The sequence below is a fragment of the Actinomycetospora rhizophila genome (assembly GCF_042657905.1).
Lineage (GTDB): Bacteria > Actinomycetota > Actinomycetes > Mycobacteriales > Pseudonocardiaceae > Actinomycetospora > Actinomycetospora rhizophila.
Map to the genome: position 1 here is coordinate 80,601 of NZ_JBHSKG010000012.1, position 14,828 is coordinate 95,428.

The following is a 14,828-nucleotide window of genomic DNA, read 5'->3' on the forward strand; positions in this document are numbered from 1 at the left end:
GCGGGTATGCCGTCCGCATGACGTGGGACGTCGTGGTCGTCGGCGGGGGCTCGGCCGGCTGCGCGCTGGCCGGGCGCCTCACCGAGGACCCGGCGCGGCGGGTGCTGCTGCTCGAGGCCGGGGCGGCGGTGACCGATCCCGCGGCGTTCCCCGCCGAGGTCCGTGACGTCGGCTCCCTGGCCGCCGCCGACCCCGACGGCCCGCACACGTGGGACGTCGGGGTCGAGCTCACCGGCGGCCGGCGCACGCGCGTCGGTCGGGGGCGGCTGCTGGGCGGGTCGAGCGCGGTCAACGGCGCCAACCACATCCGGGCCACCCGCGCCGACCTCGACGCCTGGCCGGGCTGGTCGTTCGACGCGACGCTGCCGTACTACATCCGCGGCGAGCGCGACCTCGACGTCGCCGGCCCGTTGCACGGCGACGCCGGGCCGGTGCCGGTGGTGCGCCCGGCGGGCGAGCTGCGGTCGGTCCTCACCGAGCGGTTCCTCGACGCCGCCGCGCGGGTGGGCGTGCCGCCCGAGATCGACAAGAACGGCGACCGGCCCCCCGGCGCCGGCCTCATGCCCGCGAACGTGCGGCACGGGGTGCGCGTCAACGCGGCGATCGCCTACGTCCTGCCGCACCTCCACCGGCCCAACCTCGCGGTCCGCGGCGACGTCACGGTCGCCCGGGTGCTGCTCGAGGGCGACCGTGCGGTGGGGGTCGAGGGTGTGGACGGCGAGCGCATCGAGGCCGGCGAGGTCGTGCTGGCGGCCGGGTCGGTGTGCACGCCGCAGGTGCTCGCGCTCTCGGGGATCGGGGCGCCGGACCTCCTGCGCGCCGCCGGGCTCCCCGTGCACCACGAGCGCCCCGGCGTCGGGCGCGGCTACAGCGACCACCCGAGCGTCTTCCTGGCCTTCCCCGACACCACCGGCGACGCCGGGCTGCACCCCGAGGCGCCCGGCGCGCAGGCCGCCGTCCACCTCGACGCCGGCGACGACCCGGCCGGCGACCTGGAGATCCTGCTGTTCGCGCGCCCGTTCGCGCCCGGCGGGGCGTGCCACCTCATGTGCGCCCTGCAGGCCCCGGAGAGCCGCGGGGTGATGACGTTCTCCGCCGACCCGCGGGTCCCGCCGCGCCTCGAGCACCGCTACCTCGCCTCGGCCCACGACCGGGCCCGGATGCGGCACGTCGTGCGGGCGGCGGGGGAGCTGCTCGCGGCCGGCGGCCTCGCCCTCGGGCCCGCGCGCACCCCCGGCGGCCGGACGCTCGACGACCGCGAGCTCGACGCGTGGATCACCGCGCACCTGACGACCTCGGCGCATCTCTGCGGCAGCGCGCGGCTCGGCCCGGCCGACGACCCCGGCGCCGTCGTCGACCCCGAGCTGCGCGTGCACGGCCTGCGCGGGCTACGGGTCGTCGACACCTCGGTGCTCCCGACGGTGCCCCGGCGCGGGCCGGCGGCGACGGCGCTGATGCTGGGGGAGCGGGCCGCCGACCTCGTCGCGGGGCGCCCCCTCGCCGCGCGCACAGCGGTTCCCTGACCTGCGATCACGCCCGATTCGTCCCCTCCCGTGGCGCAGCGTCCGATCGCGTCACCGGACACGGTCACAGCTGCGACACGATGGTGTGGATCGAGGTCACGTCTCGGAAGATCGCGACGACACTCCTCGCGAGAACCACTCGAGGTGATCGAGGAGACCGTGATGTCGTTCCTGCGCCGCCGTGCCGACGCGCCTGTTGTCGCTCCGTCCGGACGCACGCCCGACATCCCCGTCGACGGCCCGGCCGCCGAGGGCACCGCCGGGGAGGCCCCGCGCCGGCTGACGCGCGCCGAGCGCAAGGCCCTCAAGGTCGAGCAGGCCGCCGCGGCCGAGCTCGCCGCCCGCGTCGCGCGCGCCCAGCGCCGCCTCGCCCAGGCCACCGGTCCGCTGCCCGTGGTGACCCAGCGCCGCTCGTCGGAGAACACCGTCCCGACGGAGTGACCGCGCCGTGGCCGGAACACGGCACATGGAATCCTGCGCGGCGTGCCTGCCCGTCTGCTCGCGGTCGCCACGGCGATCACGGCCCTGCTGCTCACCGCCTGCGGACAGACGCCCACCGGCAGCGCGCCACCGCCCGCGTACGACCCGCCGACCGGCTTCGCCGCGCCCACCGGGACCCTGTTCGGCGGCTCCGCGTCGCGGGTGTTCGGGCGTGACGCCGCGGCGCTGCCCGCGGCGCTGATCGGCACCGCGGTCTGGGCGACCGACGGCGGGCGCGTGCTGCGCACCGACTCCACGGGCACCGAGGTCCCCGGCCCCGCCGTGCCGCCGGGCCGCTACGCCGCGGGCAAGCCGGTGCCGACGCCCGACGGCGGCGTGCTGGTGGGGGCGTCGAGCGTCGTGCCGGGCGCGGGCACCACCCCGCCTGGCCTCGCGGTCGACCTCGTCGCCCTCGACGCGGAGACCGGCGCGCTGCGCTGGAACGCCCCGACCGTGCTGCCGTGGGCGGAGCGCCCGCCGGCGGTGGCGATGGAGGTGGCGGGGGTCGTCGCCGGGGTCGCGGTGCTCACCGCGAGCACCGACACCCAGCGCACCGCCCTGGGCGTCGACCTCACCTCGCGGCGCGTGCTGTGGAGCGCCGACGGGGTCGCGGTGGACGCGCTGCTCGCCGACGGGCCCGCCGGCGGCACCGCGCTCGGCGTCGCCACCACCCCGGGCGGGAGCCGCGCCTACGCCGACTCGACGATCGTCGGCCTCGACGCCGTCACCGGGCTGCGCCGGTTCGCGCCGCCCGAGGTGCTGCGGGCCCCGCAGATCACGCCCGCCGGGCCCTCGCTCGCCGTGGTGAGCGGGCGCACGGCGGCGACGACGCTCGCCGCACCGGCCGCGTCGCTGCGCTTCGTCGACGCGCGCGGCGCGACCGTGCGCACCGTCGACGTCGGCAGCACCTACACGCCGCCGCGCTGCGTCTGGGACGAGGCGGCGACCACCGTCTGCGGCGGCGACACCCGCGTCTTCGCGGTCGACGCGGGCACCGCGGCGCCGCTGTGGGAGCTGCCCGACCCCGCGGCCAACCGCGTCGCCCCGCGGATGACCACCGCGTGGCACGGCGCGGTCTACGGCACCACGGTCAACGGCCCGCTCGTGCTCGACGCGCGCACCGGCGCCGACCGCGACACCCGCCCCGGCGCCGCCCCGGTGCTGGTCAACGCCTACCTCGGGCTCGGCGCGGAGACCACCGGGGTGGCGGGCTTCGGCGGGGGCACGGCGATCACCCCGGCGATCCGGTGAGACCGCCGCCGCGGGGGTAGCCCCGGGGATGGGTGACTACGAGCACACGACCGATGTCCGCCGTCCGCCGGAGGAGGTCTTCGCCTACCTCGCCGACGTCGCGCACCTCCCCGAGTACTTCAGCGGGCTGGAGAAGGCCTGGAGCAACGGCGGCGAGGAGGTCGGCGTCGTCGCCAACGTCGAGGGCGAGCGGTACGAGGGCACCGCCTGGATGCACGCCGACGCGGACGCCAAGAGCCTGCGGTGGGGCGCCGAGCGCAGCAGCGGCTACCACGGTGAGCTGTTCGTGACCGGGATCGGCGACGAGGACTCGCGCGTCACCGTCACCCTGCACACCGAGCGCGCCGACGGTCCCGGCATCCGCGCAGGCCTCGAGCAGACCCTCGCCGACCTCAAGCGGATCCTCGACGGCTCCGGCACCGAGCGGACCGGGTGACCGCGCCGGTTGATCGGACCGGGTGATCGCGACGTCCGACGGGGTCCACTGAATCGTTCGACGTGGCAGCGATCACGTCGCTCTGGCATCGTGGGCGATTCGGACAGCCCACTGGACGGAGAATCCGTGCGCCTCCCGTTCGGCCGCCGCCGCACCACCACGAGCACCACCTCGGGCGGCACCACCACCCCCGCGAGGGCCCGGGCCACCACCACGGCCCGGCTCGTGCCCGGACCCGACGTGATGATCGGGATGGAGTACCTCGACCCGCCCGCCCGCGAGACGCAGCGCGTACCGGCGCCCGAGGTCGCCGTCTGCGGCATCGACCCGCAGGTCCCCGGCACGCCGGCCGTGCCGCGGCTGCACGTCGTCGTCGGCGACGACGGGCCGCGGCCCGATTCGGTCTCCGAACTGCTCGACCGGGCCGGGGGCGCGGGCGGGGTGCGGGTGCGGCGGCTCACCGTCGACGTCCGCGGCCTGCGCGACGTGCTCGAGAGCCGCGGCGGGTGGAACCTGCTCGCCGCGCTCGTGCGCGAACCGTCCGACCGCGTCACCAACGCCGTCTTCCGGGCGACGATGGCGGGCCCCGCGGCCGAGGGTGCGGGGCCGGTCGGCGCGCTGCTCGAGGACGGCGACGTCGACGTCGAGGTCTGCGTGGTCGGCGAGGGCGACACGGTCGCCGGGCGCTGCCGGCGCGAGCTGGGGCGCGGGCGGCTGTCCCTGACGACGTTCCTCGCCGGGTCCGAGCGGCTCACGCGCCGCCTCGCCGAGGCCCTGGCCCGCCCGCGCGACCGCGGCACGCGGCGCTGCTTCGAGCAGGCGCTCGGCGACGTGCTGGCCGACGCGCCGCTGTCCGAGCTGCTCGGGCGCCACCGCGAGGCGCCCTACTGCTCGGTGCCCGGCACGTGGGCGACGCCCCCGACGCCGGACACCCCCGCGCCGCGGCGCAGCGACCTGTCCGAGCAGGTCGAGGCGTCGGGGACGCTGGAGGAAGCGGCGCGATAGACCGGCTAGGTCGTGTGCACGATCAGCACGTCGGTGGGCGAGCGGCGCGACACCTCGGCGGGGACCGAGCCCAGCAGGCGCCCGGCGAAGCTCGCGAGTCCCTTGTTGCCCACCACGACGAGGTCGGCGTGGTGCAGCTCGACCTTGTCGCAGATCGCCTGCACCGGCTCGCCCTCGACGGCGACGGTGTTGATCTCGTCGGCGCCCGCGCGGCGGGCGACGTCGCGGGCGTCGCGCAGCTTCTCCTCGGCCGGGTTCGACCCGATGATCTTGTAGGCCTCGTCGCCGAGTGCCCGCTCGGCCTCGGCCCGGTCGCGGGTGTCCGCACGCCCCGAGCGCTCGTAGGCGCAGATGATGAGGAGCTTGGCGCCGGCGTCCGCCGCGATCGCCGCGGCCCGCGTGACGGCCGTGGTGGCCGAGGAGGAGCCGTCCGTGCCCACCGCCACCAGCTTGTAGTCGCTCACGGCGGCACCTTAGGGGGCGCATCCGTTCGGCCGAGTGCGGGGGCTCACGGGTGACCCGGGGTCGCCGCGCGGGAGCAGATCGGACAGACTGTGCGCGAGCGCCCGACCGGCTGTGCCCACGCGCCGCCGCTCCGTGGTGCCCGCGACGCAGGACGACGACCCGAACAGGCGGTGCAGCCGGCGATGACCCTGGCGAGTGGCTACTTCGTGCTCACCCCGATCTGGCACGAGATCGTGATCGGGCTGATCGCGTTCGGCGCGCTCTACCTCGTCATGACCAAGGTCTTCATGCCGCGCCTGGAGAAGGTCTACGCCGAGCGCCACGACCGCATCGAGGGTGGCTTCGAGCGCGCCGAGCAGGCCCGCGCCGAGGCCCGCCGGGTGCAGACCGAGTACCGCACCCGCATCGGCGAGGCCCGCGACGAGGCCGCCCGCATCCGCGACGCCGCGCGCGAGGAGGGCCAGCGTCGCCACGACGAGGTCCTCGCGAACGCCCGCGAGGAGGCGGCGAGCATGGTCTCGCAGGGTCGCGAGGAGCTCGCCACCCAGCGCAGCACGGTCGCCTCGGATCTCCAGCCCGACGTCGCCCGCCTCTCGCGCCGCCTCGCCGGCCGGATGCTGGGCCGCGAGATCGGTGACGACGAGTACCGCCAGGTGGTCGACGACTACCTCGGCCAGCGCGTCTGACGCCTGGACGGTCCCGCAGCGCCGTGCGCTGCGAAAATCGGACCTCACGGACAGAACGCCCGTGTGAGGTCACGGTGAGGTCACGATCGCTGCGTGTCGCGCACGACGCGGCCTCGTGTCGGTAACGACCGCGCCTGTTTCCCGATGAGTGCCCGAGACCACACCGGGCGAACGGGGCAGGCGCATGGACGAGCGGGCTGAGGCGTACAGCAGGGCGCACACGGTCCGTGGTCGCGGGGGGACCCGGCTCGCCGGGGTCCTCGGTCGGATCGTCGTGGTCGCCCTCCTCGCGCTCGGCGGCCTGCTCGCCGCCGCGCCGGCCTTCGCTGCCGACCCCGTGCCGGCCCCGGGGCCCGCGCCCTACGGCGGCGCGCTCGACAACCCCGACCCGGGCGGCTCGTTCGACGACTCGCAGGTGCTCGAGGTCGCGATGCTCGGCCTCGGGGCGGTCAACGGCCTCGCGTTCGCCGCGGTCGTGATCCACAGCCGCTTCCGGGGCAGCTCCGCCGCCGAGACCCGCCGCGCCCTCATGACCCGGACCACCCGCGGCGTCCCCTCGGGGCCGCGGCCCCGTCTCGGGGGCACGCGCCACCGCGGTGCGCACTGACCCGCCCTACCCGGCGGTGTGCGGCCGTAAGGCCCATCCGGTGGCGCTCAACGGCGCCGAAGCACCGTGGCGACCGGCTCACCGGGTGAAGGGGATCCCCCGAACGGGCTGTTCCGTGCGCCGCCTGCAACGCGTCACGCTGGCGGGGACGATCCACCGGGTGACCCTCTGTCGCCGTCCGACGCCGTCGGACCACCCGGCGGCGCCACGTCCTCGCCCGTGAAGGAGCGCCGTTGTCGACCGACGCCGCGACCCCCGAGACACCCGTGCCCCCCGATCCCGACGGGGTGACCGACGGGACGGCGGTCGACGGCTCCACCGCGTCCGACGAGAGCGCGCCCGACGAGAGCGCGCCCGACGAGAGCGCGCCCGGCGAGGCCACGCCGGAGATGCTGTCCGGTGGGACGGCGGCGGAGCCCACGGAGACCGACGCCGCCGCGGAGGTCGCCGGCGACCGGGCCGGCGACCGGGGCGACGTCCCCGCCCTCGCGCGCATCCCGGCCCAGGCGGGGCCGGTGCGCGAGACGACCCGGGACGCCGGTCCCGGTCCCGGGCCCGTGGCCGACGACGCCGGGGGCCGGCTCACCGCCCGCCTGCGCGAGGCCCGCGCACGGCTCCGGCCCGAGCAGATTGTGATCCCCGCGCCGCGCACGCCCGAGGGCGTCGTGCCGCCGGCCCCGTTCAGCCGGGGCGACGGCCCGCCGCCCGCCGACCTCCTGCGCGCGATCGACGAGCTCGCCGCGCAGCTCGCGGCGCTCGAGCAGGAGGACGACGCGCAGACGCCCGACCGCCGGGCCCTGCTGCGCGCCCTCGACCGGTCGGTCGCCGGCGTACCCGACGGCGGCTGGTCCCGCGAGGACCGCATCGACGCCGAGGCGCTCGCCGGCGCGTCCGAGCTCGCCGTGACCCTGCACGACGCCGCGGCGGCGCTGGTCGAGCGTCTCGACGCCGAGGAGCGCACCGGCCCGGCGGTCGAGGTCGACGCGGTCGCGACGGCGCTGCAGGTCGCGCGGATGGTGCTCGACCTGGAGGGGTTCGCCCGGCACGGGCGCTGATCGACCGCCGGGCCGGATCGCCCGCTGGCAGGATCGCTCGCCGTGGCACGCGTCGCGGTGGTGGGAGCCGGAGCGGTCGGCGGCGTCCTCGCGGCCCTGGCCGCCGAGCGCGGCCACGAGGTCACGGTGTGCGTGCGCACGCCGTTCGACGTCCTGACGGTGACGACCGACGGGGCGGCGCGCGCGGTGCCCGCCGTCGCCGCGACCGACCCGGCCGGGGTCGCGCCGGCCGAGTGGGTCGTGCTCGCCACGAAGGCGCAGGACACGGCGTCGGCGGCCGGATGGCTCGGGGCCCTCACGCGGCCGGGCGGCGTCGTCGTGGTGGCCCAGAACGGCATCGACCACGCCGCGCGCGTCGAGGGGCTCGTCGACCCCGCGGCGACCGTGCTGCCGGCCTCGGTGCGGATCGGGGCGGAGGCGGTCGCGCCCGGGCGGATCGTGCACCACGGCTTCGCCCGGCTGACGGTGCCGGCGGGCGACGCGGCCCGCGACCTCGCGGCCCTCTACGGCGCCGACCCCGCCGACGGCACGGCGGGCGGCGCCGGCGGCCTCGCCGTCGAGGCCACCGGCGACTTCACCACCGTGCTCTGGCGCAAGCTGCTCAGCAACGCCGTCGCCAACCCGATCACCGCGCTCACGGGGCGCCGCAACGTCGTGCTCGCCGAGCCGGCGACCCGGGACCTGGTGGTCGACCTGGCGCGGGAGGTGATGGCGGTCGGGTGCGCGGTGGGTGCCGCGCTGACCGACGCGGACGTCGACGGGCTCGTCGCCCTGTACGACGCGATGCTCCCGGGGCAGGGCACCTCGATGCTCTACGACCGCCTCGCCGGCCGCCCCCTCGAGCACGAGTACCTCACGGGCGCGGTGGTCGCGACGGGGCGGCGCACCGGCGTCGCCACCCCGCTCAACAGCGCCGTCCTCGCCCTCCTTCGGGGGGTCCACGGCCCGAACGGGCAGGTCGGCTGACGTGACGGCTCGCGCAGTCGGCCCTCGACTGCGACGATCGGCCGTATGAACGGTCGGGGAGACGGGGCGCCGCGGCGTTTCCGGCTCCTGTTCGTCTGCACGGGGAACATCTGCCGGTCCCCGTACGCCCGCTTCCACACCCGCGCGCTGCTCGAGATGCGGCTGGGTCCGCGCTGGGCCTCGTGGTTCGACGTGGCGAGCGGCGGCACCGGCGCGGTCGTGGGCGCCGAGATGCACCCGCTGTCCCGCGCCCAGCTCGGCCCGCTGGCCGCGCACCCCGACGTGGCCGCGTTCCGCGCCCGCCAGCTGCCCGCGCGCGACGTCGAGCTCGCCGACCTCGTGCTCACCGTCAGCCGCTCGCACCGCTCGGCGGTCCTCGAGCTCGAGCCGCGCGCCCTGCGCACCACGTTCACGATGCGCGAGTTCGCCCGCCTGCTCGAGGGCGTCGACCACGCGTCCCTGCCCGCCGACCCGCGGGACCGCGCGCACGCCCTCGTCGCCGCGGCCCTCGCCGAGCGGGGCCAGGGCGCGCCGGTCGAGGCCGAGGACGACGCGATCCCGGACCCGGTGCAGGGCGAGGTCGCCGACCACGTCGAGGCCGCCCAGCGGATGCACGCGGCGATCCGGCCCCTGGTCGACGCGATCGGCGCTGCCGTGCCGTGGCCCGCGCGGATGCCGCGCCGGCCCGGACCGCCGCCCGGGCCCCCGCCCGCCGCACGCCCCGGGCCCCCGCCCGGCCACCCCGGCCACCCCGGTCAGCTCGGCTCGGCCGGTCCGCCGTGGGGTCCCGTACCGGCCGGTGGCCCGCCGGGACCGCCGCCCCCCGGAATGCCGCCGCAGGGTCCACCGCAGGGCCCCCCGCCCGGGCCGCCGCCGGGCCCCCGGCACGCGCCGGCGATGTCGTTCGGTGCCCCGCCTCCGGGCGCCCCGCCCGGGTCGCCGCCGCTGCCCGCCCAGACCGGGGCGCGCCCCTCGATCACGGCCGACCCGCTGTCGCCGCCCACTCCGGACGAGCACGACGGTCTCGCCCCCGAGGGCGACGCCCGCCCCGAGGACCACGCCGACCGGGCGGTGGGACGCGGCCGGCGCCACCGGCGCGACGACGACGAGAGCGAGCTCCCGGAGCGGGCCCCGTCGGTGCCGCGCGCGGGACGCTGACGGGTCGGCCGGTCAGCCGGGGAGCGGGCCCTGGGGGCGCGGGGCGTGCCGCGCGAAGGTGAGGGCGCGGCGCACGCGCGCCGGGCGCGGCCCCGCGACCGGGTCGGGCGCGAGCAGGGGCCGCCACACGCTCCAGGAGTCCATGCCGCCGGAGGTGACCGGCCGGGCGTTCGCGGCCCGGGCGACGAGATCGTCGCACGGGGCGACGCCGCCGGCGGGACGCACGACATGGATGCGCAGGCGCTCGCCGCCCGCGGTGACGCGCAGGCCCGCCCGCGACGAGCGCGGGACGTCGAGGGCGAGCTCGGCCGGCGTCCCGTCGAAGAGCACGCCGCGGGTGGACTCGAAGCTGAGCCGGCCGTCGCGCAGGCGCAGGACGCCCGGGACGTGGGTGACCTCGCGGACGATCCACGCGAGGCCGGCGAGGTCGCTGCCGGGGGCGTCGACCAGCACGGCGGCGGGCACCGGCGGCGGGCCCGACGGCACCGACGGCACCGACGGCGAGGCCGGCGCGGACCGCGGGGCGGGCACGGCGGCGACCGGCGACGAGGTGGTCGGGACGCCCGGCGGGGCGGGGCGGGACGGGACGGCCATGGAGACCTCCTCCCGGTCGTTGCTGTGTCGTGACCTGACCTACACCCAACGCGCGAGGTCCCCCGGGTGTCATGCTCCGGCCGGGCGAGGCCGGGTGGGCAAAGGAGTGACGCCGTATCGACGGCGGAGAGTGATCGGCGTCGTCGCGCCGAGTGGGCGACGGGATGCCCCGAGCGGCCCGACCGGTGGTGCGCTGCGTCACCGCTCGGTGGCATGCTCCCGCGCGATGGGCGCAGTGCCGCGGTCCACGGACGGATGGCGCAGGCCCGGAGGCCGTCCGGACCACCTCGCCGCGCCGGTCGGGCACTACGGTGTGCAGCCATCGGGGAGCGGAACGCCCTCGTCGACGATTTCAGGAGAACAGAGCGTGAGCAACCCCGACGGATACCAGCAGCAGTCAGGTTTCGGCTCCCCGTCGGGTGCCTATCAGCAGCAGTCCGGTTTCGGCGAGCAGGGCCAGCAGCCGCCGTACGGGCAGCAGCCGGGCCACGGCCAGCCCTTCGCCCAGCCCGGGTACGGCCAGCCGGGCTCGGGTCAGCAGTACGCGCAGCCGGGCTACGGCCAGCAGTACGGCCAGCCGTACGGCCAGGCCGGCTACGGACAGCAGCCGTACGGCCAGCAGTACGGGCAGCCCTACGGCCCGCAGTACGGCCAGCAGTACGGCCAGCCCTACGGCCAGCAGCCCTACGGCCAGCCGGGCTACGGCGCCCCCGGGGCCGGCGACCCGACCGACGTCGTCGGCTCCCGGGTCGGCCAGTACATCCTCGACGGGCTGCTCACCGCCGTGCCGTCGCTCGTCCTGCTGTTCGTCGTGATCGGCATCGGGAGCGCGACCGCGTCGAGCAACCCCGAGGCCGCCTTCACGATCATCGGGATCGGCTACTTCCTCATGTTCCTGGTCTCGCTCGGCGGCGCCTTCCTCGTCTTCTGCTACTGGCCCTCGACCCACCAGGGCCAGACACCGGCGATGGGCTGGCTGAACCTGCGGATCGTCCGCGAGGAGGACGGCGGCGTCCCGACGCTCGGGCAGTGCGTGGTGCGCTGGCTGCTCCTCGTCGTCGACGGCCTCTTCGCCGGCATCGTCGGGCTCATCGTCATGTCGACCTCGGCCCGTCACCAGCGGGTCGGCGACATGGCGGCGAAGACCCTCGTCGTGCGCGCCTGAGCGGTTTTCGCCCTCCGGACACGCGCGTCGGTTCCGGCACGGATCGTGCGGTCGTCATCACTCGTCCGTGACCGCTGACTGGGCCGCACGAGCGAACCTGAACACTTCTGGCCGTTCGGCGAAACAGAGAGCGACCGCGGAGCGACTTCCGGGCCGTAACCGGACGCCGAGCGCGTCCGACGATCGGACGACGCGACCGGCCCCGGCCGGCACGTGGAGAAGGCGGTTCACAGAGTGAGCACCACAGCATTCCCGCCCGCCCAGGGGGGCCGGCGATGAGCGCGCCGGCGCGCGGCGGCTACGCCGCCTGGGTCACCTGGCTGGAGGCCTTCCGCCGGGGCGAGGACCCCGCCACCGAGGGCCTGGGCCCGGTGCGCGGCGGGTTCGGCTCCTACGTGGAGGCGCGGCTGCTCGAGCGCCTGTCCACGGCGTTCGCCGAGCGCGTGCGGCAGTGGCAGACGTCGCTGGGGGACCGCATCGTGGCGCACCCGCCCGACGGGCCCGCGGCCGCCGCGGCGCTCTTCCAGGACGCCGTCGCCCGCCTCGAGCCGTTGACGCGGCTGGCCGACTCGCCGCTCATCCCGCGGCCGCTCGCCGTGTCGATGCACGACATGCTGCGTACGGTCCGCGAGGGCGCCCGCAGCGCGCTCGACGAGGCCTGGCGGCGCGGCACCGAGGACGTGCACGCCCCGGGGATGCCGGTCCAGCGGCGCGTGGACCCGGTGGTCCGCCGCCCCGGCGCCGGCGTCGGGCCCCGTCGCTAGCGCCCGTTCAGCCCAGCCCGATCCGGGCGAGGACGCCGCGGTGGTCGCTGCCCGGCACGTCGACGACGTCGACCTGCCGGGCCTGCGGCCCCCCGGAGACGAGCACGTGGTCGATCTGGACGCCGAGCAGCCGCGGCGCCGCCGCCGGCCAGGTGCCGACGAGGCCCTCGCCCACGTCGCTCGCGGCGTCCGTACAGCCCTCGGTCGCGGCGCGCAGCTCCGCGTGGTCGAGGGTGGCGTTGAGGTCGCCGGCGACGACGGTCGGGCGGTCGCCGGTGCACCAGCGCGACAGCGCGGCGACGTCGCGGCGCCAGGCGTTGGTGTCGCCGGGCCGGGGCGACTGGGGGTGTGTGGCCACCACCCGCACCGCCTGCCCGTCGACGTCGGGGAGGTCGACGACGAGCGACGGGAACTCGGTGTCGCGGTTCGGCGTCACGGTGGGCCGCCCGACGCTGCGGCGGACGAACACGGTCATCGGGCTGTCGTCGCGGCGGGCGTCGGCGGCGAAGACGCGGTAGCCGCTCTGGCCCGCCTCGCCGCCCGACTCGTCGACGAGCGCCTGCTGCAGACGGTCGCGCAGCGTGCCGCGGGCCTCGGGCAGCACCACGACGTCGGGGGTGCGGCTGCTGATCAGCGAGGCGAGCGCGTCGGGGTCGGCGCGGCTGAGGTACGCGCTGGCGGTGAGCACGGTCAGCTCCGGGCCGCCGCCGGCCCCGGTCTCCGACGACCCCACCGCGCGCGGCAGCACCATCCCGAGCCCCAGGACGCCGACGAGGCCGAGGGCGAGCGCGGTCGGCCAGGCGCGCCGCGAGAGCAGCAGCACCAGCGCGCCCAGCACGAACAGCCCGGCCGCGAGCTGGGGCCGGAAGGCGATCGTCTGGACGAACGGCGTGCGGTCGTCGATGCCCAGCAGGTCGGAGAAGGTGACGATCGCGGCGGGCAGCCCGAGCACCACCGCCGCGCCGATCGCCCCCGCCCCGGGCGCGGGGATCCGCCCGCGCCGCGACCGCGTCCCCGGGGAACGGGAGGGACGGACCGGGCGGGACGGGCGCGGGTCGTGACGCGGCATCGCCTCGGTCGGGCCCGGCGACGCGGCGCCGGCACCGGGGGGCAGGTGCCGGGTGGGCGGCCCGGGCTGCGGCCGGCCCGGACCCGACGGGCCCGGCGGCCGCGGCGGGCCCGGGGGACCGGACCGACCCGGCTGACCCGGCCCGCCCTGCCCGCCCTGACGAGGACCGGGCCCGCCCGGGCCGCCGGGCGGGCGTGGGCGGTGGCCGCCGGGCGTGTACCGCCCGGGCCCGGGCCGGTCCGTCACCCGCGGGTCACGCGCAGGATCGAGTCGTCCGACCCGTTGTCGGTGGTGAGGTAGAGGGCGCCGTCGGGGCCGAGGCGCGCGCCGCGCAGGCGCCCGAACTCGCCGTCGAGCTCCGGCGGCACCGTGACCTCGACGATCCGGTTCTCGTCCGCGCCCTGGCCCGGGCGCATGAAGAACAGCTTCTCGCCCTTCTGCGCCGACACCGCGAGCATCCCGGCCATGTCGCCCCACGCCGGGCCGTCGACGAACGCGGCGCCGCTGATGGCCTCGGTCGGGTCGCCCGAGCTCCAGGCCGCGGGGACGGCGTCGGGGTAGCGCCGCAGGTCGGTCATCGGGACGTCCTCGTCATAGCCGCCGGGCGACTCGCCGCCCTGCGCCGGGTCCCACCCGTAGTTCGAGCCCGGGATCACGACGTTGATCTCGTCGTCGATGTCGGGGCCGTGCTCGGCGCTCCACGCGCGGCCGGTGCCGGGCTGGATCGCGACGGCCTGCACGTTGCGGTGCCCGTAGCCCGAGACCAGGCGCTCGGCCGCGCTGCCCGACTCCGCGAAGGGGTTGCCGGGGGCCGGCCCGCCGGTGGCCGGGTCGACCCGCAGCACCTTGCCGCCGAGCGAGTTGCGGTCCTGCGGGATGGTCGCGCGGGCCGTGTCACCGGTGCCGACGAGCAGCATGCCGTCGGGGGCGAAGGTCGGCCGGCAGCCCGAGTGGCGGCCCGAGGGGTTGATCGGCAGGCCGCCGACCAGGGGGTCGCGCACCCGCTCGGCGCTCGTGCCGTCGGGGGACAGGCGCCACGACACCACGCGGACGTCGACCGGCCGGCCGCCCTCCTGGTGGGTCTGGCAGGTGACGAAGCTGCCCGAGGTCTCGACGTCCGGCGCGGCCGCGATGCCCATGAGACCGCCCTCGCCCCGGGCGTAGACGCTCTGCAGGTCGGCGCTGACCGGCGTGGTGCGCGCGCCCGGGCCGAGGCCCGTGACCAGCGACAACGACCCGTCCCGCTGGGTGACGAGCATGCGGTCGTTCCCGACGAACGCGATGTCCCAGGGGTTGGCGAAGTCGCCGGCGACGGTCTCGACGCGCAGCGCGGTGCCCGTGGGCGCGGTGGTGGTCGGGGCCGGGGCGGCGGTGTTGCCCTCGCGGGCCGCGGCGGAGGTCTGCTCGGGGCCCTCGCCGCACGCGGAGAGGGCCAGGGCCAGCAGCGCGGTGAGGGCCCCGATCAGGGTCGAGTGCGCGCGCGCCGGGCGTGATCGGCTCGGGGTCACGCCGACGATGATGCCGCGTGCGCTGTCCGATCTTCGTGGGGCCCTCGTCGTGATCGCCCGTTCTGCAGGGTTTCGCGCCCGGTGGTCCGGGTCCGG

At 77.3% G+C, this 14,828-nt stretch carries 16 protein-coding genes; 12 read left to right on the forward strand and 4 right to left on the reverse strand.

Going from position 1 to position 14,828, the window contains the following annotated elements; all coding sequences use genetic code 11:
• Nucleotides 1-17 precede the first annotated feature (17 nt).
• The 5 genes from mftG (at nucleotide 18) to ACFPK1_RS21185 (ending at nucleotide 4,695) form a co-directional block, all read left to right on the forward strand.
• The gene (gene mftG / locus ACFPK1_RS21165; RefSeq protein ID WP_378022927.1) at nucleotides 18-1,523 is read left to right on the forward strand and encodes a mycofactocin dehydrogenase MftG; all 1,506 of its coding nucleotides are present in this window, start codon (nucleotides 18-20) and stop codon (nucleotides 1,521-1,523) included.
• A 144-nt stretch (nucleotides 1,524-1,667) separates the two neighbouring features.
• Nucleotides 1,668-1,964 carry a hypothetical protein gene (locus tag ACFPK1_RS21170; RefSeq protein ID WP_378022928.1) on the forward strand — a complete coding sequence of 99 codons (297 nt, stop codon included), beginning with the start codon at nucleotides 1,668-1,670 and terminating at the stop codon, nucleotides 1,962-1,964.
• Between the two features lie 42 nt (nucleotides 1,965-2,006).
• Nucleotides 2,007-3,254 (forward strand): hypothetical protein, encoded by a 1,248-nt coding sequence (locus ACFPK1_RS21175; RefSeq protein ID WP_378022929.1) that lies wholly within the window; start codon nucleotides 2,007-2,009, stop codon nucleotides 3,252-3,254.
• 28 nt (nucleotides 3,255-3,282) lie between these two features.
• The gene (locus tag ACFPK1_RS21180) at nucleotides 3,283-3,690 is read left to right on the forward strand and encodes an SRPBCC family protein (protein ID WP_378022930.1); all 408 of its coding nucleotides are present in this window, start codon (nucleotides 3,283-3,285) and stop codon (nucleotides 3,688-3,690) included.
• Nucleotides 3,691-3,816: 126 nt separating this feature from the next.
• Nucleotides 3,817-4,695, forward strand: a complete 879-nt coding sequence (locus tag ACFPK1_RS21185; protein WP_378022931.1) for a hypothetical protein — start codon at nucleotides 3,817-3,819, stop codon at nucleotides 4,693-4,695.
• Between the two features lie 5 nt (nucleotides 4,696-4,700).
• On the opposite strand, the gene ACFPK1_RS21190 is transcribed toward ACFPK1_RS21185, so the two are convergent.
• Entirely contained in the window at nucleotides 4,701-5,159 is a 459-nt protein-coding gene (locus tag ACFPK1_RS21190; protein ID WP_378022932.1) for a universal stress protein, read from the reverse strand.
• Between the two features lie 183 nt (nucleotides 5,160-5,342).
• Between ACFPK1_RS21190 and atpF the strand changes: the two genes are divergently transcribed.
• From atpF to ACFPK1_RS21215, 5 genes are all read left to right on the forward strand, one after another.
• Nucleotides 5,343-5,846, forward strand: a complete 504-nt coding sequence (gene atpF, locus ACFPK1_RS21195) for a F0F1 ATP synthase subunit B (RefSeq protein WP_378022933.1) — start codon at nucleotides 5,343-5,345, stop codon at nucleotides 5,844-5,846.
• A gap of 184 nt (nucleotides 5,847-6,030) precedes the next feature.
• Entirely contained in the window at nucleotides 6,031-6,453 is a 423-nt protein-coding gene (locus ACFPK1_RS21200) for a hypothetical protein (protein WP_378022934.1), read from the forward strand.
• 233 nt (nucleotides 6,454-6,686) lie between these two features.
• Nucleotides 6,687-7,508 carry a hypothetical protein gene (locus ACFPK1_RS21205; RefSeq protein ID WP_378022935.1) on the forward strand — a complete coding sequence of 274 codons (822 nt, stop codon included), beginning with the start codon at nucleotides 6,687-6,689 and terminating at the stop codon, nucleotides 7,506-7,508.
• Nucleotides 7,509-7,550: 42 nt separating this feature from the next.
• Nucleotides 7,551-8,474 (forward strand): 2-dehydropantoate 2-reductase, encoded by a 924-nt coding sequence (locus ACFPK1_RS21210; protein ID WP_378022936.1) that lies wholly within the window; start codon nucleotides 7,551-7,553, stop codon nucleotides 8,472-8,474.
• 45 nt (nucleotides 8,475-8,519) lie between these two features.
• Nucleotides 8,520-9,632: an arsenate reductase/protein-tyrosine-phosphatase family protein gene (locus tag ACFPK1_RS21215; RefSeq protein WP_378022937.1), complete on the forward strand. Its 1,113-nt coding sequence runs from the start codon at nucleotides 8,520-8,522 to the stop codon at nucleotides 9,630-9,632.
• A 12-nt stretch (nucleotides 9,633-9,644) separates the two neighbouring features.
• On the opposite strand, the gene ACFPK1_RS21220 is transcribed toward ACFPK1_RS21215, so the two are convergent.
• Entirely contained in the window at nucleotides 9,645-10,226 is a 582-nt protein-coding gene (locus ACFPK1_RS21220; protein ID WP_378022938.1) for a hypothetical protein, read from the reverse strand.
• 367 nt (nucleotides 10,227-10,593) lie between these two features.
• Between ACFPK1_RS21220 and ACFPK1_RS21225 the strand changes: the two genes are divergently transcribed.
• Both ACFPK1_RS21225 and ACFPK1_RS21230 read left to right on the forward strand, forming a co-directional pair.
• Nucleotides 10,594-11,391 (forward strand): RDD family protein, encoded by a 798-nt coding sequence (locus ACFPK1_RS21225; RefSeq protein WP_378022939.1) that lies wholly within the window; start codon nucleotides 10,594-10,596, stop codon nucleotides 11,389-11,391.
• 275 nt (nucleotides 11,392-11,666) lie between these two features.
• Nucleotides 11,667-12,155 carry a hypothetical protein gene (locus tag ACFPK1_RS21230; protein ID WP_378022940.1) on the forward strand — a complete coding sequence of 163 codons (489 nt, stop codon included), beginning with the start codon at nucleotides 11,667-11,669 and terminating at the stop codon, nucleotides 12,153-12,155.
• A gap of 7 nt (nucleotides 12,156-12,162) precedes the next feature.
• On the opposite strand, the gene ACFPK1_RS21235 is transcribed toward ACFPK1_RS21230, so the two are convergent.
• Both ACFPK1_RS21235 and ACFPK1_RS21240 read right to left on the reverse strand, forming a co-directional pair.
• Nucleotides 12,163-13,224, reverse strand: coding sequence for an endonuclease/exonuclease/phosphatase family protein (locus ACFPK1_RS21235; RefSeq protein WP_378022941.1), 1,062 nt, complete (start codon nucleotides 13,222-13,224; stop codon nucleotides 12,163-12,165).
• A gap of 242 nt (nucleotides 13,225-13,466) precedes the next feature.
• Complete coding sequence (locus tag ACFPK1_RS21240) at nucleotides 13,467-14,732, reverse strand: PQQ-dependent sugar dehydrogenase (protein ID WP_378022942.1); 1,266 nt, start codon at nucleotides 14,730-14,732, stop codon at nucleotides 13,467-13,469.
• Between the last annotated feature and the right edge of the window lie 96 nt (nucleotides 14,733-14,828).